Source organism: Rhodococcus sp. WMMA185 (assembly GCF_001767395.1).
Classification (GTDB): domain Bacteria; phylum Actinomycetota; class Actinomycetes; order Mycobacteriales; family Mycobacteriaceae; genus Rhodococcus_F.
On record NZ_CP017014.1, the window covers coordinates 230,927 to 252,449 of the forward strand.

Annotated in this window: 19 protein-coding genes; 10 read left to right on the forward strand and 9 right to left on the reverse strand. The window is 63.4% G+C overall.

What is annotated here, in order from left to right:
* Positions 1-360: 360 nt before the first annotated feature.
* Complete coding sequence (gene arfB / locus BFN03_RS00870) at positions 361-822, forward strand: alternative ribosome rescue aminoacyl-tRNA hydrolase ArfB (RefSeq protein WP_157109537.1); 462 nt, start codon at positions 361-363, stop codon at positions 820-822.
* A gap of 56 nt (positions 823-878) precedes the next feature.
* On the opposite strand, the gene BFN03_RS00875 is transcribed toward arfB, so the two are convergent.
* The 6 genes from BFN03_RS00875 to BFN03_RS00900 all read right to left on the reverse strand — a co-directional run bounded on the left by BFN03_RS00875 (position 879) and on the right by BFN03_RS00900 (position 8,780).
* On the reverse strand, positions 879-2,381 hold the full coding sequence (locus tag BFN03_RS00875; RefSeq protein ID WP_070377425.1) for a xylulokinase: 1,503 nt from the start codon (positions 2,379-2,381) through the stop codon (positions 879-881).
* A 35-nt stretch (positions 2,382-2,416) separates the two neighbouring features.
* The gene (locus BFN03_RS00880) at positions 2,417-3,397 is read right to left on the reverse strand and encodes a dimethylarginine dimethylaminohydrolase family protein (RefSeq protein WP_070377426.1); all 981 of its coding nucleotides are present in this window, start codon (positions 3,395-3,397) and stop codon (positions 2,417-2,419) included.
* Positions 3,398-3,462: 65 nt separating this feature from the next.
* Positions 3,463-4,767: an MFS transporter gene (locus BFN03_RS00885; protein ID WP_070377427.1), complete on the reverse strand. Its 1,305-nt coding sequence runs from the start codon at positions 4,765-4,767 to the stop codon at positions 3,463-3,465.
* Between the two features lie 252 nt (positions 4,768-5,019).
* Positions 5,020-6,084 (reverse strand): YncE family protein, encoded by a 1,065-nt coding sequence (locus tag BFN03_RS00890; RefSeq protein ID WP_084385452.1) that lies wholly within the window; start codon positions 6,082-6,084, stop codon positions 5,020-5,022.
* A 238-nt stretch (positions 6,085-6,322) separates the two neighbouring features.
* Complete coding sequence (locus BFN03_RS00895; protein ID WP_084385453.1) at positions 6,323-7,648, reverse strand: beta-propeller fold lactonase family protein; 1,326 nt, start codon at positions 7,646-7,648, stop codon at positions 6,323-6,325.
* A gap of 70 nt (positions 7,649-7,718) precedes the next feature.
* Positions 7,719-8,780 (reverse strand): beta-propeller fold lactonase family protein, encoded by a 1,062-nt coding sequence (locus BFN03_RS00900; RefSeq protein WP_084385454.1) that lies wholly within the window; start codon positions 8,778-8,780, stop codon positions 7,719-7,721.
* Positions 8,781-9,275: 495 nt separating this feature from the next.
* Here BFN03_RS00900 and BFN03_RS00905 point away from each other — a divergent pair, with 495 nt between their 5' ends.
* The 8 genes from BFN03_RS00905 (at position 9,276) to BFN03_RS00940 (ending at position 18,172) form a co-directional block, all read left to right on the forward strand.
* Positions 9,276-10,424, forward strand: coding sequence for an XdhC family protein (locus tag BFN03_RS00905; RefSeq protein WP_070380492.1), 1,149 nt, complete (start codon positions 9,276-9,278; stop codon positions 10,422-10,424).
* A gap of 183 nt (positions 10,425-10,607) precedes the next feature.
* Positions 10,608-11,513, forward strand: a complete 906-nt coding sequence (locus BFN03_RS00910) for an FAD binding domain-containing protein (protein WP_070377429.1) — start codon at positions 10,608-10,610, stop codon at positions 11,511-11,513.
* Between the two features lie 2 nt (positions 11,514-11,515).
* Positions 11,516-12,040 carry a (2Fe-2S)-binding protein gene (locus tag BFN03_RS00915; RefSeq protein WP_070377430.1) on the forward strand — a complete coding sequence of 175 codons (525 nt, stop codon included), beginning with the start codon at positions 11,516-11,518 and terminating at the stop codon, positions 12,038-12,040.
* Positions 12,037-14,454, forward strand: a complete 2,418-nt coding sequence (locus BFN03_RS00920) for an aerobic carbon-monoxide dehydrogenase large subunit (protein ID WP_070377431.1) — start codon at positions 12,037-12,039, stop codon at positions 14,452-14,454. Before BFN03_RS00915 ends, BFN03_RS00920 begins: the two co-directional genes overlap by 4 nt.
* Before the next feature lie 47 nt (positions 14,455-14,501).
* Positions 14,502-15,392: an XdhC family protein gene (locus tag BFN03_RS00925; RefSeq protein WP_070377432.1), complete on the forward strand. Its 891-nt coding sequence runs from the start codon at positions 14,502-14,504 to the stop codon at positions 15,390-15,392.
* Complete coding sequence (locus tag BFN03_RS00930) at positions 15,389-16,276, forward strand: AAA family ATPase (protein WP_070377433.1); 888 nt, start codon at positions 15,389-15,391, stop codon at positions 16,274-16,276. Before BFN03_RS00925 ends, BFN03_RS00930 begins: the two co-directional genes overlap by 4 nt.
* A 13-nt stretch (positions 16,277-16,289) precedes the next feature.
* Entirely contained in the window at positions 16,290-16,934 is a 645-nt protein-coding gene (locus BFN03_RS00935) for an SRPBCC family protein (RefSeq protein ID WP_070377434.1), read from the forward strand.
* Positions 16,931-18,172 carry a vWA domain-containing protein gene (locus BFN03_RS00940; protein ID WP_070377435.1) on the forward strand — a complete coding sequence of 414 codons (1,242 nt, stop codon included), beginning with the start codon at positions 16,931-16,933 and terminating at the stop codon, positions 18,170-18,172. Before BFN03_RS00935 ends, BFN03_RS00940 begins: the two co-directional genes overlap by 4 nt.
* A gap of 382 nt (positions 18,173-18,554) precedes the next feature.
* Here BFN03_RS00940 and ligD read toward each other — a convergent pair whose 3' ends face one another.
* The 3 genes from ligD to BFN03_RS00955 all read right to left on the reverse strand — a co-directional run bounded on the left by ligD (position 18,555) and on the right by BFN03_RS00955 (position 20,672).
* Entirely contained in the window at positions 18,555-19,526 is a 972-nt protein-coding gene (ligD, locus tag BFN03_RS00945) for a non-homologous end-joining DNA ligase (RefSeq protein WP_070377436.1), read from the reverse strand.
* Positions 19,527-19,596: 70 nt separating this feature from the next.
* Positions 19,597-19,980: a PAS domain-containing protein gene (locus tag BFN03_RS00950; protein WP_070377437.1), complete on the reverse strand. Its 384-nt coding sequence runs from the start codon at positions 19,978-19,980 to the stop codon at positions 19,597-19,599.
* Between the two features lie 173 nt (positions 19,981-20,153).
* Complete coding sequence (locus BFN03_RS00955; protein ID WP_070377438.1) at positions 20,154-20,672, reverse strand: hypothetical protein; 519 nt, start codon at positions 20,670-20,672, stop codon at positions 20,154-20,156.
* A gap of 402 nt (positions 20,673-21,074) precedes the next feature.
* On the opposite strand from BFN03_RS00955, the gene BFN03_RS00960 reads away from it, so the two are divergent.
* Complete coding sequence (locus BFN03_RS00960; protein WP_070377439.1) at positions 21,075-21,518, forward strand: Fur family transcriptional regulator; 444 nt, start codon at positions 21,075-21,077, stop codon at positions 21,516-21,518.
* Positions 21,519-21,523: the final 5 nt, after the last annotated feature.

Consider the following 21,523-nt stretch of genomic DNA (forward strand, 5'->3'; position numbering starts at 1 on the left):
CCGTACGCTCGGTTACGGCTACCTGTGTGAGTCGAACTCGAACGTGATCCTGTTGTGACAGTAGAAAGTTGCAACCAGACTCTGTTCACCCGAGGTATCCGAACTCCTGGTGTGCCAAATACCCTTGCGAATCCGGCCCCAAGTGAACCACCGTTGGTGGTTGCGGTTACATCTGTTCTCGGCAATGTGTAATTCCGAGTTCTTCTGTGGAGAAATCTGCAGACGAGGTTGATCTTCTGTTAGGCCAGCGGCCGAATCGTGAGGCCCAGGCTCGAGATCCACTTGTATGCGCTTTCCGACTGGTTCCCTCGAGTTCATGCATCTTGAGACACTGGATATGAGGTCCAGAGAAGGATTCCGATGATGGTGATGAAGGAATACCCTGCGCAGGGCGCGGTTACCGACGATCTGGAGATCACGCGATCGTTGGTCGTTCCCGCCACGGAGCTGCACTGGCGGTTTTCCCGATCCAGCGGCCCGGGTGGCCAGGGAGTCAATACCACGGACTCGAGGGTGCAACTGGCCGTGAACATTTCGGCTTTGCCGGCGCTGTCGCCCGAGCAGATCGAATCCATCCGGACTCGGCTGGCGCACAGGCTGGTTGACGGGGTGATTACCGTGACGGCATCCGACTCGAGATCGCAACTGCGCAATCGATGGGCAGCGCGGGCGCGAATGTCGGCATTGCTGAGAAATGCGCTCCTGATCGAACCGCGCAAGCGTCTTCCCACCACCGCGACCATGGGTTCGCGTCGACGAAGACTCGAGGACAAGAAACAGCGCGCCCAGACGAAGAACCTACGGAAGAAGCCGGAAATATAGGGCTGCCTTCACGGGCAAACGGATGATTCTGGCCGCGGCACCGATCATGGAACGCGTCAGCCGTTGGGTTGGGTCTTCAACAGGTTTGCGAAGGTGCTCTTCAGCTGTGGGTAGAGGGACGCGAAGACACGGTATTGCGCCTCATATGCCTCGGATGTCGCGCTGCGCGGCCTATACGATTGAGCGACGGGAAAGAGCCCCGGCGGTGCGTACGTGTCGTACCAACCCAGTTTGTGTCCGGCGATGATGGCGGCGCCGCGCGTCGCGGCATTCTCCGGCTCGGCGACCACCTCGAGGTCACGTGCCAGGACATCTGCCAGTATCTGCATCCAGACCGCCGACTTGGCGCCGCCGCCGACGACATACAACGTCTCCGCCGTCGTCCCCAACACCTCGAAGAGCGATCGATAGGCAAAGCAGACGCCTTCCATGACGGCCCGTATGAGGTCGGCGTGCGTGGTCTGATGGGAGATTCCGATATAACAGGCGCGGGCGTGGGGATCGCGAAATGGGGAACGTTCACCGGTCAGGTATGGCAGGTAGATGACACCGTTGCTGCCGACCGGTGCAGCCGCCGCAGTTGCGTTGAGCTCCGCATAGCCGCTTCCGTGTGCTACCTCGTCGCGCACCCAATCCAGATTGCCGCCTGCGGTGAGCATGGGCGCGACCTGGATGAATCGTTGTTGGTCGGGATGGCGCAGGGTGAAGATACCGGCTTCGGCGCTGGAGGCCGAAGACTGAACAGTGTCAAGCAAAGTGGATGCGATCCAGCCAGTGGTGCCGAGGTAGCAGTAGGAGCGATTCGGTTCGCCCGCACCGACACCCGCCGTCTTGGCTGCCAAGTCGCCCGCACCGGCGAAGACAGGCAGTCCTGCCGGCAGCGCAAGTGTCTGCGCGGCAGCAGCTGTCAGCGTCCCGATGCATTCGTGAGCCGCGAACAGCGGAGGTAGCTTGTGCGCATCCAACCCCAAGCGTTCCAAGAGGTCGGTCGCCCACATGTTGTTCCGTAAATCGAGCAGACCGGTGGTGCTGGCCGTCGTGTAATCGCAGCTGGCGACACCGCAGAGCTTCCAGGCAATGTAGCTGTGTGCGCCGAGGAGAATCGTTCGTGCCGCGGCCAGTCGATCTGCTTCGTGCCCCCGCAGCCACCGCCACTTCGCCAACAGGCTCGCCGCATCCTGCGTATTGCCGGTGATGCGCAACAACTCGTCGTTGCCGATATGCGCGGCGATTGTCTTGGCTTCGCGCTGCGCACGCGTATCCGAGTAAAGAATGGCGCGCCCAATCGAGTCGTCCGCGCCTATGAGGATCAGGTCTTGCATCTGGCCGGTCAGCGTAATTCCGGCCAGATCCTGCGCCGACAGGTCGACCATCTGCCGAAGCTGAGCCAGCGAGTCTCGGGTCGCCTGCCACCATGCGCTGGGCTCCTGCTCGATTCGAGCACCGTCAGCGTAGGTCTCATAGCCCGCATATCCGCTGGCCAGCAGCCGACCATCCTGCGCGACGAGCGCGGCCTTGGTGCCTGTGGTGCCTATGTCGAGCGCGATGAGAGTTTGCACTGGATGTTCGCTTCCGTCAGGGGCTTCGACGCTGCCTACCAGTCGCGTTGTAACTCCATAGTGCTGCAATGCAAGCTTCCGCCGTTCTTTTGGATCTCGTCGTACTCAACCGGGATGGTCTCTACGTTGAACTTTGACGTGAGAAGCTCGGCGGTGCGTGGCAGATGAGCACCGATCACCACCTTTCGAGGAGCGATGGTCAAGGAGTTGACTGCCCACTCCTCGCCCCGCGGCACCTCTACCGTCTCGATTCCGAGCCGGTTCAACTCGACGATGAATTCGTAGGGAAGTTCCGCGCTCTCGACGAGTGCCAGATCATGATCGAGCATGACCATGCTTCCGTCGATATGAATGCAGTACCCCGGCAACGGAACTTCGATGACATCCATTCCGACGGCCTCGAGATGCCGGCGGATGTGAAGAAAACCCTCATGGTTGCACCGAATTGATGTACCGAATGCCGCTAAGTCGGGGCGAAGCTTCACGAAACTGCCGCCTTCCGCCACGGCGGTACCGGTGAGCGTGCCGAGAATGGGCATTCCCGCTGCGGCGACGGTCCGAGTGATCGATTGTTCTTCGCCCCGTCGCATCCGGGGGGCAAGGCGCAGAATGACTGCACCGCCGGGCACGGTGATCAGTGGATCGCGCGTGTAGATCGACTTCGTAAACGTCTCGGGAAGTTCGGGAGCCATCAGCACTTCGATTCCCTCGCTCTCGAGGGTGTCGACGTAGCCCGCGTACTGGGCGACGAGTTTTTCCCAGTCGGGCGCGTTGCGGTCCCTCCAGTACCAGCTTCCTGCGGGATCGATGCAGGCTTGGAGCTCTTCGCTCCAGGCATCCGGGCGAATATTGCGCAGACCAGGGTTCGGCGGCCGCATGAGGACCGTGCGGAGCTGGCTCACCTCATCTGCCGCTCCCCAGGCGCGCCCCCAGTTGGAGCGAAGTTCTTCACGGTCGAGAAACCCGGGTTCGGGCTCGGGTCCGAGAACTTCATGAACATTCTTTGGATTCGACATATGAACTGCTCCGTTGTTCTATCTGTTTCATCTGTTCTATCCCAGTCGTTTCGTGAAGAGCGCTGTCAGTCGTCGAGGAGAACTGGGCGGCGCTTCGCCGAAGCAAAAGATACGAGTGTGACCAGGGAGAGTATTACTAGAATTGAACCTGTCCACCATATCGAATCATTTGTGATGTCCAAGACGAAGGTGGCCACGAACGGGACGAGTCCGGCTATAACACCCGCCAGGCTGTACGCGATTCCGGTAGCCGTCTGGCGCACGTGTGCAGGGAATAGACCATTCAGGACTTCACCACACGCCGCATACGAAATGGAAATCAGCGCGGAACCGGCAATCATTGCGAATGCGACAGTGTTCTGCGTGCCCCCTACCACGATTGCGAAGATGGGAAGGGCGAATATGGTAGATGCGGTCGCTCCGAGCAGTCCGACATTTACGCCACCAATGCGATTGGCAAGCAACCCCCACCCCAAGAACAGCACTACGTTTGTCGCCGATCCGATGAGCGAGGCATTCAGGAGCGGTGTTGGATCCAACCCCAGTTCACGGGTGGCGTAGTTGAGGACGAACGTGTTGACGAAGTAGTACCCGGCAACTCCCAGTGCAGCAACGCCGATTCCGATGAGCAGGGGATTCTTGTGTGTTCGGGCAACCATACCCAGTGGGGCCGAGTGCTTCTCTGATTCCGCCAGTTCGGCCGCCGAGGCTTCGGGCAGCGCACGCCGAAGCCAGACGACGATGAGCATGAATGGTAGTGCCATGATAAATGGCACTCTCCAACCCCAGTCAGAAAATGCCTCCGTGGTGAGCACGGCGGTCAGGACACTGAACGTAACGGTTCCGATGAGAATTCCCGCCGGATTTCCGAGCTGCGGGAGCATTGCATAGAAGCCTCGCTTCCCTGACGGAGTCTGCTCGGTGATCATTGCGGACGCTCCGCTCCACTCGCCTCCCATCGCGATCCCCTGTACGAGGCGCAGGCACACCAACAGGATCGCAGCCGTAATTCCTATCGAATGAGAACCGGGAATGAATCCGACCAGAGACGTTGAAATCCCCATCATCCAGATCGTGATCATCAAACTTCTCTTGCGACCGACTCGGTCCCCGATATGGCCGAAGATAATCGCGCCGAGTGGGCGTGCAACGAATCCAATCGCGAAGGTCGCAAACGCAGCGAGCGCGCCCGCTACCGGATCTTCGGACGGGAAGAAGACGTCACCGAAGACCAGGGCCGCGGCGGTTCCGAACAAGTAGAAGTCGTACCACTCCATCGCTGTGCCCGTGAACGCAGCCAGGGCAATGCGCCGATGTTTTCCTCCCTGCACTGTCGCGCGGGGACTCTTTGCGTCTGTATAGACCTCCACAGTGTGGCCTTTCGCTGCAAGATCAGTCGACGACGTCGGCTCGCCTCGTTTCACCGGTGATGCGTCCCGTCATGATCCAGGCTTTCCCACACGTGTCGTGGTCAATAAACACACGTTGTCTGAGCCGACCACCTGCGACAACCGCTATTCGCCCACGTTTTGAGCGCGATGATGTGCACCTGCACATCTCTGTTGAATCGTGGGCCGCCGATCAGTGCGCTGATGTCAGGATTCGTCTGCGATCCGATCCGATCAGGACGGCCACGCCAGTGAGCCGAGGCTGCCGAGCGATCCCGTCGACTGTGCTTGTTCGATCGCGATCACCGACACTGAATGGCCCGAGTAGTTGGTGACGTAGGCGTGGGTACCGCTGGGAGTGATCGCCACCCCGTACGGGCCGTTGCTGATGTCGATGGTGGTGGCGGTGTGGGTGGCGGTGTCGATCACTGACACGGTGTCGCCGTAGAGGTTGGTGACATAGGCGTGGGTGCCGTCGGGGGTGATCGCCACTCCGGACGGGCCGTGGCCGACGTCGATTGTGGTGGTGACGGTGTGGGTGGTGGTGCCGATTACCGACACGGTGTTGTCGGCGCTGTTGGTGATGTAGGCGTGGGTGCCGTCGGGGGTGATCGCAACCGCTTTTGGTTTGTCTCCGACGTCGATTGTGGTGGTGACGGTGTGGGTGGTGGTGTCGAGCACCGACACGGTGTTGTCGTAGAGGTTGGTGATGTAGGCGTGGGTGCCGTCGGGGGTGATCGCCACATCGCCCGGGCCGTTGCCGATGTCGATGGTGGTTGCGGTGTGGGCGGTGGTGCCGATTACCGACATGGTGTTGTCGGCGCTGTTGGTGACGTAGGCGTGGGTGCCGTTCGGGGTGATTGCCACCCCGACGGGCTTTTGGCCGACGTCGATGGTGGTGATGGCGTGGGTGGTGGTGTCGAGCACCGACACGGTGTTGTCGTAGTAGTTGGTGATGTAGGTGTGGGTGCCGCCCGGGGTGATCGCCACATCGCCCGGGCCGTTGCCGACCTCGATGGTGGTTGCGGTGTGGGCGGTGGTGTCGATCACCGACACCGAATCGCCGCCGTGATTGATCGCATAGGCGTGGGTGCCGCCGGGGGTGATCGCCACCCCGACTGGATAGTCCCCGACATCGATGGTTGTGGTGACGGTGTCGGCATGCGTGGTCGGGGCGGCCGCTAGCACCAGTCCCGCCGCGAGGGCGACGGCGAGGCTTACTGTGCGTCGTTGCCCAGTGCGGTACCCCGACTCCGTGCAACCGCCGCGATGGGGTGATTCGACTGTGGTGTGCGACATCGTGATCGGACTCCTTCGAAGGACGAAACGGCGCCTGGGTACCGGAATTCACGGGGCTCAGCACGCGCGGGGCACCGCGAGATGGAAACCGAAAAGTCTTCCTGTGCGAGGCGGACTTTACGGGACCTACCGGCGCAGTGCGGGATATTCGTGCCGTTCGGCATGTCCCGCAGCGGTTGGGGCGCACAGGCTTTGCTTGCGAGCGCCAAGATCGGGTGCGGTGGTTCGAACCTGTGGGTCAGGAGGGCCAGGCCAACGAGCCGAGGCTGCCGCTGGACCCGGTCGACGGCGTGTCCGTGATGTCGAGGGTGACGGGCAGGTAGGCGTCGTCACCGATGCCGTTGATCGCGGTGACCGTGAATGCGAACTTCCCTGCGGCAGTGGGGGTGCCGGACAGGACACCATCGGCACTGATAGTAAGCCCATCGGGCAGGGGTCCGGCGGTGAAGGTGGTGGTGGGTTCAGGCTCTCCGGTCAGGGTGAAGGCGTACTCGTAGGGCTGCCCGACGACACCGACCGGGGGTGTGCCGGTCAGCGTTGGTGCCGCGTCGATCGCGAGCACCGACACCGTGTCGTCGTTGCTGTTGGTGATATAAGCGTGGGTGCCGTTGGGGGTAATCGCCAGCCCGGTCGGGTCGTCGCCGACGTCGATGGTGTCTGTGACGGTGTTGGTGGCGGTGTCGAGTACCGACACCGTGTTGCCAAGGGTGTTGGTGACGTAGGCGCGGGTGCCGTCGGGGGTGATCCCTACCGCGCTCGGGGAGTTGCCGACGCCGATGGTGGTGGCAATGGTGTTGGTGGTGGTGTCGATCACCGACACAGTGTTGTCGCTGCTGTTGGTGATGTAGGCGTGGTTGCCGTTGGGGGTGATCGCTACCCCGTACGGTCCGTCGCCGACGTCGATGGTGGTGGTGACGGCGTTGGTTCCAGTGTTGATCACCGACACCGTGTCGCTGGAGGCATTGGTGATGTAGGCGTGGTTGCCGTTGGGGGTGATCGCTACCCCGTACGGTCCGTCGCCGACGTCGATGGTGGTGGTGACGGTGTTGGCTCCAGTGTTGATCACCGACACCATGTCGCGGGTGAGGTTGGTGATGTAGGCGTGGTTGCCGTCGGGGGTGATCGCCACTCTCAGCGGATAGCTGCTGACATCGATGGTGGTGGCGGTGTGGGTGGTGGTGTCGAGCACCGACACCGTGCCGCCACCGAAGTTGGTCACGTAGGCGTGGGTGCCGTCGGCTGTGATCGTCACGTCGTGCGGTTCGTCGCCGACGTCGATCGTGGTGACGTCGTGGGTGGTGGTGTCGATCACCGACACCGAGTTCGAGTCTCGGTTGGCGACGTAGGCGTGGGAGCCGTCGGGGGTAATTGCGACGCCGTCCGGGCCGCTGCCGACGCCGATGGTGGTGGTGACGGTGTCGGCGTGCGCGGCAGGGACGGCTGAGAACATCAGCCCCGCAGCCAGGGCGGCGACCATACCCACGGCGCGCTCTTGCCCGGTGCCGGGTTCCGCATCCGGGCGACCGACGAGACGGGGATAGTCAGCAATGGTGTTGCGCGACATCGTGATAGGACTCCTTCGACGGATAAGGGGTGCCTGGGCGGAGGCATTTCTGGTGGTCCGAGCCTGTTGATTAGGACGGCCAGCTCAGTGAGCCGAGGCTGCCGAATGACGACCGTGACTCCTCGATCGCGATTACCGACACCGTGTTGTTGTTGTTGTTGGTGACGTAGGCGTGGGTGCCGTCTGGGTTGATCGCCACCCCGGTCGGTCCGTCGCCGACGTCGACGGTGGTGGCGACGGTGTGGGTGGTGGTGTCGAGTACCGACACCGCGTCGCCGCTGTTGTGGGTGATGTAGGCGTGGGTGCCGTCGGGGTTGATCGCCACCCCGGTCGGTCCGTCGCCGACGTCGATCGCGGTGACGGTGTGGGTGGTGGTGTCGAGTACCGACACCGCGTCCCCGTTGGTGTGGGTGACGTAGGCGTGGGTGCCACGGGGAGCAATCGCCACATCGATCGGGTTGCGGCCGACGTCGACGGTGGTGATGACGGTGTGGTTGGTGGTGTCGAGCACCGACACCGCGTGGCCGCTGTTGTGGGTGATGTATGCGCGGGTGCTGTCGGGGGTGATCGCCACCTCGTTCGGTCCGTCGCCGACGTCGATCGTGGTGACGTCGTGGTTGGTGGTGTCGATTACCGACACCGTGTTGCTTCGGAGGTTGGTGACGTAGGCGCGGGTGCCGTCGGGGGTGATCGCCACCGCGGACGGGTCGTCGCCGACGTCCATCGCGGTGACGTCGTGGGTGGTGGTGTCGATTACCGACACCGTGTTGCTTCGGAGGTTGGTGACGTAGGCGCGGGTGCCGTCGGGGGTGATGGCCACGTCGAACGGTAGGTTCCCGACGTCGATGGTGGTGACGTCGTGGGTGGTGGTGTCGATTACCGACACCGTGTTGCTGAGGGTGTTGGTGACGTAGGCGTGGGTGCCGTCGGGGGTAATTGCGACCCCGTCCGGGCCTTTGCCCACGTCGATCGTGGTGGTGACGGTGTCGGCGTGCGCAGCCGGAGTTGCCGTGAGCATCAGCCCCACAGCCAGGGCAGCGACCAACCCTGCCGTTTGCCGTGGCCCGGTCCGGGGCTCTGCCCTCTGGCTACCTACACGACCGGACGGGTCGACAATGGTGGTGCGTGACATCGTGATGGGACCCCCTCGAACAGTCATTCCAGCGGGTGGGGACTATACGGGGACCATCAATGCGACGCGGCCTATTCGTCCGGATCGGCATGTTCTGCAGTGAGGAAGGTCACGGGGTTTCGCGCTGCTGCCTACCCGCCCCAGAGGGGAGCCGATGTGGGAATAGTTGAGCGAGAATGCTGTTCGAAGAACCGGCGGTCGAGATAGCCCGATTCGCAATTCTCGGACCGCGCCCAGTCGGCGATCCACGATGAGGTCGACAACCGACAACGCCGCCAACAAACTTGTGGGGCAACGTGAGTGGTGCGGTATCTCTGGCAAAGGTTTGATGGTTCGACGTTGAACTCGGGCGCCGTCAAAAACGTGTAGAGATACCGCGGGCACCTCACCGTTCCTTGGGCCCGGTTGAGGCCGATTTTGCAGCTCCTGAGCCGAACAGCCCCTAGCAGAATAGGCTGGAAGGAGGTGGGGCCTGACTCGGCTGGGAAGGTTCTGATGCGCGAGGTGCTGGCAGATCTGATGGCGGTGTGGACCGCAGGTGGAACGGCGGGAGTCGGAACCGTGGTCCGCACGTTCCACTCGGCACCGCGACCGCCCGGGGCATCGATGGTCGTGGCACCGGATGGGAGCGTCTCCGGGTCGGTTTCGGGTGGGTGCGTCGAGGGGGCCGTCTACGACTTGGCTGCAGAGGTCACGGCTTCGGGGGTGCCGGAGTTGCAGCGGTACGGAGTCAGCGACGAGAACGCCTTCTCTGTCGGACTGACCTGCGGCGGAACCATCGATATCTTTGTCGAACCGGTATCGCGCGAGAGGTTCCCGGAGCTGGGCGAGGTGGCCGGCGACATCGAGAATCACCGCCCGGTAGCGGTGGCAACGGTGATTGCGCATCCGGATTCCGCGCGGATAGGGCGTCGGTTGGTCGTGTGGCCGGAGAATCGCAGCGGGTCGTTGTGTTCGGCCCGTGCGGATTGTGCCGTCACCGATGATGCTCGGGGCCTTCTCGCAGCGGGTGTCAGCGCCGTGCTGACGTACGGTGCGGACGGGCAGCGTCGTGGTGAGGGGATGGAAGTATTCGTTGCCAGCTACGCGCCCAGGCCACGCATGCTCGTGTTCGGGGCAATCGACTTCGCTGCGGCCGTGGCCAGGCAGGGATCATTCATGGGTTATCGAGTGACGGTGTGTGACGCTCGCCCGGTATTCGCGACAACCGCGAGGTTTCCGACGGCGGACGAGGTGGTGGTGGACTGGCCGCATCGCTACCTCGCCGACCAGGCCGAGGCCGGCGCTATCGACGGTCGGACGGTGATCTGCGTGCTCACCCACGATCCGAAATTCGACGTCCCACTGCTCGAGATGGCGCTGCGGCTGCCTGATATCGCGTTCATCGGGGCGATGGGATCGCGCCGAACCGACCTGGACAGGCGCGAGCGCCTGCGCGAGGCCGGTGTGACCGACACCGAACTTGCTCGGCTGTCCAGTCCGATTGGGCTCGATATCGGCGCCCGGACACCGGAGGAGACGGCGGTGTCGATCGCGGCCGAGATCATTGCCCACCGATGGGGAGGGACCGGGCGCCCGCTCGCGGAGTCGAGCGGGCGGATTCACCACGACGAGCCCGTCGACTCGCGCGTCGATCAGGTCTGACTCCGAAGGACACGAGCCTTCAAGTTTCCCCATTTACCCTCCAAGGCAGGGTATTTCACCGAGATTGCTTGGTGCATCTGTATGCGCGATCGGCGTATCCCGTATCACGCGATTCGCCCGGGCTTGACGGGCAACAGGTTCTTGCGCAGTCTGAAAGAATCCCCCTTTGTGAGGAAGGCCACAATGCAAGTTCCAGGGAATTTTGAGTACGAGCGCGCAACCCGCGTCGAGGACGCCATTAGCCTGCTCGACCGACTGGGCGACGAAGCCAGACTCGTGGCGGGCGGGCACAGTTTACTTCCGATGATGAAGCTTCGCCTCGCCAATCCCGAGTACCTCATCGACATCAACGACCTCGAGCGCGAACTCGGATATATCACGACGGAGCCCAAGAAAGTGCGGATCGGCGCGATGACACGGCACCGCAGGCTCCTCGAATCGGACGAACTCGCGGCGGTGTTTCCGCTGTTCCGCGACGCGGAGAAAGTGATCGCGGATCCGGTCGTACGTAATCGGGGAACCATCGGTGGTTCGCTGTGCCAAGCCGATCCCGCAGAAGATCTCACGACGGTATGCGAGGTCATTGACGCGACGTGCGTGGTGCAGGGCCCGCGCGGACGCCGCGAAATCCCGGTATCCGATTTCGAGGTCGGACCGTATGAGACGGCGCTCGAACACAACGAGATGCTCATCGAAGTCGTGATTCCAGTGCGCAGCCACAGTTCGAGCGCATACGCCAAGGTCGAACGGCGAACCGGGGATTGGGCGGTCACAGCGGCCGGATCTGCGGTGACGGTGGAGGGCGGTGAGATCGCACGCGCGGCGGTCGGCCTGACCGCGGTCGACGCGGACCCGTCCGGACTCGCGTCGGTCGCCGACTACCTCGTCGGTCGTCCTCCGTCGGAGGAGACGTTCGAGCAGGCCGGACGCCTCGCCTCGCAGGCCTGCGCGCCGGTCGGGGACGCGCGGGGCACGGCGGACTACAAACGTCATCTCGCGTCGGAACTGACGATCCGCACGCTCCGTACCGCGGTCGATCGAGTGCTCCGCAGCGAAGTCGGGCACGAGCCGAGCCAGGAAGAGGCGTAGCCATGCAGGTGAATATGACCGTCAACGGCGACCCGGTGGCCGCCGAGATAGAACCGCGCATGCTGTTGGTTCACTTCCTTCGTGACCAACTCGGTCTGACCGGGACCCACTGGGGGTGCGATACCAGCAACTGCGGAACCTGTGTGGTCACCGTAGATGGCGATCCGGTGAAGTCGTGCACAATGCTCGCGGCGATGGCCGGCGGACACGACGTCCGCACGGTCGAGGGTCTCGAGCAAGACGGCGAACTCGATCCGGTCCAGCAGGGTTTCATGCAGTGCCACGGATTGCAGTGCGGGTTCTGCACCCCCGGAATGATGATGACGGCCCGGGCTTTGCTCGATCGGGAGGAAAGCCCGGACGAGGCCACCATCCGGGAAGCGATTTCCGGGCAGATCTGCCGCTGCACCGGGTACACCACGATCGTCCGCTCGATTCAATGGGCCGCCGAGCACCGCGACGGTGAGTCCGCCGGCAGTGAGAGTGCCCCCCAGACGGCGGACGAACATGCAGGAAGTGCGTCATGACCACCACCGAATCACGTCCGGCGTCCGGCGGCGTCGAACTGGAAGACGCCCAGCTGGAAGACAACGACAAGAAGCCTTGCGGCCACGGCCGCATGCTCCGCAAGGAGGATCCGCGGTTCATTCGAGGGGCAGGCAACTACCTCGACGACATCACCCTTCCGGGGATGCTGCATCTGGCGATTCTGCGCTCGCCCGTCGCGCACGCACGAATCGTGAGTATCGATACCTCTGCGGCGCAAGAGCTTCCGAAGGTGAAGGCGGTGGTGACCGGCGCGGACCTCGCGGAGAAGAACCTGGCATGGATGCCGACGTTGTCCAATGACGTGCAGGCCGTGCTCGCCACCGACAAGGTGCGTTTCCAGGGTCAAGAGGTAGCGTTCGTCATCGCAGAGGATCGATACTCCGCGCGCGATGCGCTGGAGTTGATCGACGTCGAGTACGACATGCTCGATCCCGTCGTCGACGTTCGCACGGCTCTGTCTCCGGACGCTCCCGTCATCCGCACCGACCTCGACGGCAAGAAAGACAATCACTGTTTCGACTGGGAGACAGGAGATGCCGAGGCTACCGAGGCCGTGTTCGCGAAGGCGGACGTAGTGACGAAGCAGGAGATCGTCTACCCCCGAGTGCATCCGGCGCCGATGGAGACGTGCGGAGCGGTCGCGGACGTCGACCGGGTCTCGGGCAAGCTGACCTTGTACTCCACCTCGCAGGCCCCGCACGCACACCGGACGCTCTATGCCCTCGTCGCGGGAATCCCCGAGCACAAGATCCGGGTGGTCTCTCCCGATATCGGTGGAGGATTCGGTAACAAGGTCCCGATCTACCCCGGGTACGTGTGCGCGATCGTGGCATCACTGGTGACGGGCAAGCCGGTGAAGTGGATGGAGGATCGCAGCGAGAATCTCATGAGCACCGGATTCGCCCGCGACTACATCATGGTCGGTGAGATCGCGGCGACCTCCGAGGGGAAGATGCTCGCGATCCGCACGAAGGTGCTCGCCGACCACGGGGCGTTCAACGGAACGGCGGCGCCCTTGAAGTATCCGGCAGGATTCTTCGGCGTCTTCACCGGCAGCTACGACATCGAGGCCGCGCACTGTGCGATGACGGCGGTCTACACGAACAAGGCACCCGGCGGCGTGGCGTACGCCTGCTCGTTCCGTATCACCGAGGCGGTCTATCTGGTCGAGCGGCTCGTCGACTGTCTCGCGTTCGATCTGAAAATGGATCCGGCGGAACTCCGGCTGAAGAACTTGCTGAAGCCGGACCAGTTCCCTTACACCAGCAAGACGGGGTGGGTGTACGACTCGGGCGACTACGAGACCACCATGCGCAAGGCCATGGACCTGGTCGGGTACGAACAGCTGCGCCGGGAACAGGCTGAGCGCCGCGAACGCGGTGAACTGATGGGGATCGGGATGTCGTTCTTCACAGAAGCGGTCGGTGCCGGGCCTCGGAAAGACATGGACATTCTCGGACTGGGCATGGCGGATGGGTGCGAGCTGCGTGTGCACCCGACGGGCAAGGCCGTGGTGCGGTTGTCGGTGCAGACGCAGGGGCAGGGGCACGAGACGACGTTCGCGCAGATCGTGGCGGAGGAGTTGGGGATTCCGCCCGACGACATCGATGTCGTGCACGGCGATACGGACAACACGCCGTTCGGGCTCGGCACGTACGGCAGTAGGTCGACGCCGGTGTCGGGGGCGGCGGCGGCACTGGTGTCACGCAAGGTGCGGGACAAGGCGAAGATCATCGCGTCGGGAATGCTCGAGGTCTCGGTTGCGGATCTGGAATGGGAGAAGGGCGAATTCCACGTCAAGGGCGACCCGTCCGCTAAGGTGACGATCCAGGACATCGCAATGCGGGCGCACGGCGCGGGCGATCTGCCGGAGGGCATCGAGGGTGGGCTAGAGGCGCAGATCTGCTACAACCCCGAGAATCTGACCTACCCCTACGGCGCCTACTTCTGCGTCGTCGACGTCGATCCCGGCACCGCGGAGGTGAAGGTGCGGCGGTTCCTCGCCGTCGACGACTGCGGCACTCGCATCAACCCGATGATCATCGAGGGCCAGGTGCACGGCGGAATCGTCGACGGCATCGGTATGGCGTTGATGGAGATCATCGAGTTCGACGAGGACGGCAACTGTCTCTCCGGATCGCTCATGGACTATCTGATCCCCACGTCCCTCGAGATCCCGCCGCTCGAGACGGGCTTCACCGTCACGCCGTCGCCCCACCACCCGATCGGCGCGAAGGGCGTCGGTGAGTCCGCGACCGTCGGATCACCGGCGGCCGTGGTGAATGCCGTCGTGGACGCGCTCGCCCCGTTCAGTGTTCGGCACGCCGACATGCCGCTCACGCCGTCGCGGGTGTGGGAAGCAATGCAGGGCCGTGCGACTCCACCGATCTGACCAGGGCACAACTTCACTCGGCAGGAGGTCCGATGGAAACAGGTCCGATGGATCTGAAGGAGCGTGCGGCGCAGCTGACGCGTGACCGCAGGCCGTTCGTGCGTGCCACAGTGGTGCGGGCGCAACAGCCGACGTCGAGTCACTCCGGAGACGAGGCGATCCTCCTGCAGGATGGGTCGATCGAGGGTTTCGTCGGTGGTCAGTGCGCGCAGAACTCGGTTCGGCAGGCGGCCCTGGCCGCGCTCGAGACCAACGAGAGCGTCCTGCTGCGCGTCCTTCCGGACGGTGCCGTGCAATTCCCCGAAGCTCCGGGTGCGTCCGTCGTGGTGAATCCGTGCCTGTCGGGCGGCGCCATGGAGATATTCCTCGAGCCACAGTTGCCGGCGCCGCTGGTGCGGATCTACGGGACCACACCGATCGCGAACCATCTGACGAATATGGCTGAGATGTTGGGTTTCGCCGTCGAGGGAGACGACGCGGACATCGAGAAACTCTCCGGGGCCACCGCCGTGGTTCTCGCTGGTCACGGTGGACCCGAAGCCGAGGTGATTCGGGCTGCTCTCGATGCCGGTGTCGGCTATGTCGGCCTCGTCGCCAGTCGAACCCGAGGTGGGGCAATTCTCGACACCCTGGATCTGACGGGGGCCGAGCGGGCCCGGGTGCACACTCCGGTCGGCTTGGACATCGGCGCAAAGACAGCGGCCGAGATCGCAGTGTCGATCGCAGCGGAGTTGGTCAGGGAATTGCGGATCGGCGGGCTTGTCGCTCCGGCAACCGAATCGTCCGAACCGGCGGCGACCGAGGCGATCGATCCGGTGTGCGGGATGAGTGTGGTTGTTGGTCCGGACACCCTGCACCTGAGTCGAGGCGGCGAGGATTTCTGGTTCTGCGGACCGGGTTGTCGAGCGTCCTTTTCGCAGGCGGGGGGAGCGGCATGACGCAGGTATTCGAGGATGTGGCGGATGTTGTGCGCCGCTTCGATCACGAGGACTATCTTCTCGACCTCGGTACCGCGTCGGCGCTGTATCTCGCAACCGTGCTGCGACGTCCGCTCCTGCTCGAAGGCGAACCCGGCGTCGGTAAGACGACCGCAGCCAAGACTCTCGCCAACGTGCTCGACGCGCCGCTGATCCGATTGCAGTGCTACGAGGGCCTCACCGCCAACGAGGCGCTCTATGACTGGAACTATCAGCGGCAACTGCTCACCATCCGGCTGGCCGAATCTCGAGGCGACGGGCTCGAGGAGGATGACCTCTTCACCGAGGAGTTCTTGCTGCAACGCGCGATCCTCCAGTGCGTGAGGTATCGGGGCCCTACCCCGCCGGTGCTACTGATCGACGAAATTGACCGAGCCGATGACGAATTCGAGGCACTTCTCCTAGAGTTCCTGGGCGAGGGATCGGTGACGGTTCCCGAGCTCGGAACCTTCACGGCCGAACATCACCCCGTCGTTGTGTTGACATCCAACCGGAGTCGGGATCTACATGACGCTCTCCGGAGGCGCTGCCTGTACCACTGGATCGACTATCCCGAACCCGCCCGGGCCGCCGCCATCGTGCGGCGTACCGTCCCGGCGGCCGAGGCGCTTCTCATCGACCACGCCACACGATTCGTGGGCCAGGCACGCGAACTCGATCTCGACAAGCCGCCCGGGATCGCGGAAACGATCGACTGGGTTTCGGCACTAGCCGCGCTCGGTGTCGCCGATCTCGTTCGAGACGACGCGTTCCGGAGCCTGAGTGCGCTTGCCAAGACTCCGGACGACCGCACGACAATCCAGGACGCTTTCGCCGATTACGCACACGACCTGGCCACACGATGAGAGGGCAAGTGTCATGAAGATTGCCAATGAGTTCACCGTCAGTGCACCGATCGACAAGGCATGGGAGGTGCTGAGCGATCTCGACGAAGTGGCCCCGCTGCTGCCGGGCGCGCAGATGATCGGACGGGAGGGGGACGACTACCTGGGCAAGGTCAAAGTGAAGGTCGGTCCGGTGACGAGTGAGTTCAAAGGCAAGGCCACCTTCGTCGTCCTTGACGAGAAGACGTACCGAGCGGTGATCGACGCCAGTGGCCGGGAATCACGGGGGTCGGGCAATGCGTCAGCGACGATCACCGCGCAGTTGTACGAGGTGGACAACGGCACTCGCGTCACCGTCGACACCGACATGAAGATCGTCGGCAAACTCGCGCAATTCGGTAGCGGCATGCTGACGCAGGTGTCGGAGAAACTCCTCGGACAGTTCGCGGAGTCGTTGGAATCACGGCTGACCGAGGGGCCCGTCGATCAGGGGCAGTCTGCAGCCGAGGTCGCGGAAGGTACCTCCACGCTCACGGCTGTCCGGCCCGTATCCGAGTCCGAGCCACTGGATCTGCTCGAGCTTTCGGGTGCCGGGAAATGGAAGCGCTACGCTCCTGTTGTGGTCGCCGTCCTGGCGGGAGTTGTGGTCGCGGTCCTGGTCGGTCGCCGAGGACGATGACGTCCTCTGGAATTCTGCGAGGGGTCGATCTGGCGGCCTTCGCCGTGGCGTTGGTGGCCAAACTCAGATCCAGCGGTGTCATTGTTTCTGCCAGCGGCCCAGCAGTTTTCGTGGAGTCCCTACACCTGTCACCTCCGACCTCGCGAGCGCCGCTCTACTGGTCGGCACGTCTGACTCTCGTCAACCGCGTGGAAGACCTCGCCGCCTTCGATGCGGTGTTTTCTGCGGTGTTCGACGACGCGCTCGTATCCCTGGATCCGGTCGCACGCCGCGTGGCGCCGGGGCGGGAGACCTCGCTGGCCGGTATCCATGGCGGACGCGATCGTGGCGACGAGGAGGTCGAGGACGTCGAGGGCGTGCCGTGGGTGACCCGACCGACGGTGACCGGCGGCGGGTCCGTCGAGGAACTCGACGATGTGCTCACCGCTGTGCCGGACACCCTACCCAGCCGTCTCGCCGCAATGGCGGACGAACCCTTCGCGCGGTTCGATGCCGACGATCTCAGGCTCCTTGGATCATGGCTCGAGCAGGCCACCGCCCGATGGCCGCGCCGCCGTGCCCGCCGCCGCGAAGTGCACCGCCGTGGTCGGCGTATCGACTTGCGCGCCACCATGAATCGGTCGAGGGCCACGGGTTGGGAACCGGTGGTCCTTGCGAGATCGCGCACCCGGACCCGCCCGCGTCGCATCGTGATGCTCTGTGACGTGAGCCGATCGATGCAGCCATACGCGGCAATCTATCTGCACCTCATGCGGGCAGCCGTGCAGCGGCCGAGCGCGGGTCGACCGGAGGTGTTCGCCTTTTCCACTTCCCTGACGCGCCTGACGCCGGTGCTGTCGCATCGCAGCGCCGAGACCGCGGTCGAGAGGGCGAACGAGAAGGTGGCCGACCGGTTCGGCGGCACCCATATCGCCGGCAGCCTGGGTGAGCTGCTGGCATCGCCGCACGGCAACGCGTTGCGGGGCGCGCTGGTCGTCATCGCCTCCGACGGATGGGACAGCGACGACCCGGACACTCTCGCACACATGCTGGTACGCATCCGACGGCGTGCGCACAGCGTGGTGTGGCTCAACCCTCGCGCCGGCGACCCCGGCTTCGAGCCGCTCGCCGGATCCATGGCGGCTGCGCTGCCACTCTGCGATGCCTTCCTCCCGGCACACTCGCTGTCCGCGCTCCGCGATGCCTTGGACGTGATCGGCCGGGTGGGATCGCAGGGTGTGAGAGTTCCAGGTCGGTAGGCTGTGGCGTTTCCACGTCGGTAAGGGTGTGGCGTTTCCACGTCGGTAAAGGTGTGGCGTTTCCACGTCGGTAAAGGTGTGGCGTTTCCACGTCGGTAAAGGTGTGGCGTTTCCACGCCTAGGGTCCCTGGCCGCGATGGCGCCAATCCCTGAAGCTTGAAGTACATCGCACACGGACCCGCGATTCTCACAAGGAATTCGCAAGTCGGGCAAGGGAACACCCCATCCCCATCACCGAAACGGTCTCAACGGTGCGGTGGGGTAGCCACTGGATGCGAGACGCAGGCCTCGGCCGTACGGTCGGGGCTTGGGTCGTGTCTGCAGGCGTCCTTCGGCGACTTCGGTGCTTGGTTGCTAGTCCTCTGTTGCTAGTCCTCCGTTGCTAGTCCTCGGCTCCGCCGTGATCGGGCCGGCCCTCCGACTCGTCGCGTTCGGCCCATTCCAGGAGTTCCTCGATCGAGTACACCGCATCATCGATTCCCGCGTGCAGGTCGCCGAGTTCGGCGAAGCGTGCGGGCACGGTCGAGATGGTGAAATCGCGAGGATGCACGTCATCGATCTCGTCCCAGGTGATCGGGGTGGACACCGTCGCATCGGGCACACCGCGCACCGAGTAGGCACTGGCGATGGTGTGATCGCGCGCGTTCTGGTTGTAGTCGACGAACAACCTGTGGGGATCGCGGTCCCTGCGCCACCAGGCGGTCGTCACGTCTTGTGGCGCCCGGCGCTCGACCTCGCGCGCAAAGGCCAGCGCAGCCCGACGGACGTCACCGAACCCCCATTCCGGTCGGATTCGTACGTAGACATGCACGCCTCTTCCGCCCGAGGTCTTCGGCCACCCCGTCGCGCCGAGTTCGTCGAGTAACTCGTGAACCACCCCGGCAACCCGGCGCACCCTGTCGAATCCGCACTCGGGCATCGGATCGAGATCGATCCGCCACTCATCGGGACGCTCTACGTCGGCGCGGCGCGAGTTCCACGGGTGGAACTCGACCGTGGACATCTGCACTGACCAGATCACGTCCGCCAGATGTGTCACGCACAGTTCGTCGGCGTGACGGTTATACCGGGGAAAGTTCACCCGGACCGTTTGCACCCAGTCCGGCGCACCGTGCGGTAACCGTTTCTGGTGCACTTTCTCGCCGCTGAGGCCCTCCGGGAAGCGGTGCATCATGCAGGGTCGCTCGAAGAGCGCACGAACGATGCCGTCGCCAACGCTGAGGTAGTAGTTCGCGAGATCGAGCTTGGTTGCACCGGTGGCGGGGAAGTAGATCCGCTCGGGATTCGAGATCCGTACCTTCCGGTCACCGACCTCCAGGGTTACAGCGGGAGACTTGCCCGAGCCGGTCGCCATACAGCCAAGCTAATCAGCTCTCGAGTGCCGTCGGGTGGGTTTTGCGATGAGGTCAGGTGGGGTGAGCGCCTCACCCGAAGAGAGGTGCGCGACCACCGTTCCACAATTGCTCGGTGACATCGTGGAAACAGACCAGCGTCACCGGGTCGTCACTTCGGCGCAGGATCGACTGGCTGACCAGTGCGTGCACGGTGGATCCATCGGAGTGGACGAGATCGACCGGTGCGGTCGCGCAGTCTTGGAGGTATTCCACTGCAGCCTGACCGGTGGTTGCTTCGCCTCGGGCGAGAATTTCCGCCACCGAGCGTCCACGAAGTGAGTCGAGGGAACGGCCCAGCATGTCCTCGAATGCAGTGTTTGCGTGGACGACGGTCCCGTCGTGCTCCACTGCCAGGACAGGAATCGGCAGGCGTCCGAGCAGGACCAGAGCGGGGAGTTGTTCGAGGTAGCCCATCGGAGAGTCCGGGACAGGCTGCCGTCTGTCCCCGTATTCTGCCTCTGAACTCACTGGCTTATCCTTTCAGGAAGTGCATGAACCCGTCAGTCGAATCGACTACTTGCTGCGCGGACTATTCGTTGCGGGGCGGCGACTGGACATCTCGTGATCGGTCATGGATCCTGCGCAGTCTACGGATCGAGTTCCGGTCCTACCCGAGTGATCCGATAACCCGATGCACAGAGCACAACCAGTTCCGGAACTGGGACGCCGAACTTTCCTCCCCATTCTCGGATATAGGGCATGGCCTGCACAACCTCGGCAGATTCCAAGGGAGGATCAGCAGATGGTCGGGGCAAGGTTCCCGAACGCGGTGTTGTCCCGGCGCCGAACAATCGTAGGCAATGGGCTTCGAACACACGCTTGACACTCAACAGCGAGAAATGGGAGAAGTGTTCGCGGTAGCTCATGCCGAATTGGTTGTGTGCGATGTCTGCGCCCATGTCTTCCCCGACGAGCATGATCGGCGTCTTGCTGGCGAAAACTACTGTGCGGGTGTTGATTCCGAAAACCGACTGATCACAAGTGTGCCGTAGCTTCAATGATAGTGAAGCGCGAAGTTCAAGTTGTCGACAACGGGTGGGGGCCGTCTGGTTCAGGATCACCCGGATGCGGTCGAGATTCCGCTCGATTGAAACGCCTTGATGCACAAAGAAACCGGATGCGGACAGCCAAGATCCGAATCGGGTCCGACCGTCGAAGGCGCCTCGCCCTTGCCGAAGGCATCCAAGGCTCATCTATGTGAGAGTCTCCGATTCCGTCACCATGCCGATGTCCGATCCGGCCGTGCCGGTCGGCCTCGGCCATGGCATCACGGAGACTGATGCTCGGACAGGGTGCGGGCCTTCCGTCGAGGTGCGGAGCGGCTACGAGTCGTCCACATCCCGGGTCGGTTCATTGCGAATCTCAACATCAGGTAAAGCGTTGTGCTCGAATCCGATACATCCAGCAGGCGAACTTCTGCCGCCCGGGAAGTCCGGCTCGTCATTCTTATCCAGAATTGTTTCCCCAAAGACTTGACCGATTCCAGAAAAGTAGGTAGTAGTGGAGGTATGCCATCCACGTCGGAGTACGCAGCGCTGCTGCGTGGGGCTGAGCTTCGTGTGACCCGCCCCCGGGTCGCGGTGCTCGAAGCGGTTGACGCGCGTCCGCATGCCGACACCGAGACGATTTTCGGGGCGGTGCGCACGGTTCTGGAAGGTGTGTCCCGCCAGACCGTATACGACGTGTTGCATGCCGTGACGGCAGTGGGATTGGTGCGGCGGATCCAACCGCCTGGCTCCGTTGCTCGCTACGAGTCGCGAGTCGGAGACAACCACCACCACGTCATCTGCCGGTCTTGTGGAGCCATCGCGGACGTCGACTGTGCAGTCGGCGAGGTTCCCTGCCTGACGGCATCCGACGATCACGGTTTCTCTGTCGAGGAGGCCGAGATCATCTATTGGGGTAGATGCCCCGATTGCGCGACGTCATCTAGGCGGCAGCCACATCAATGAGGCAG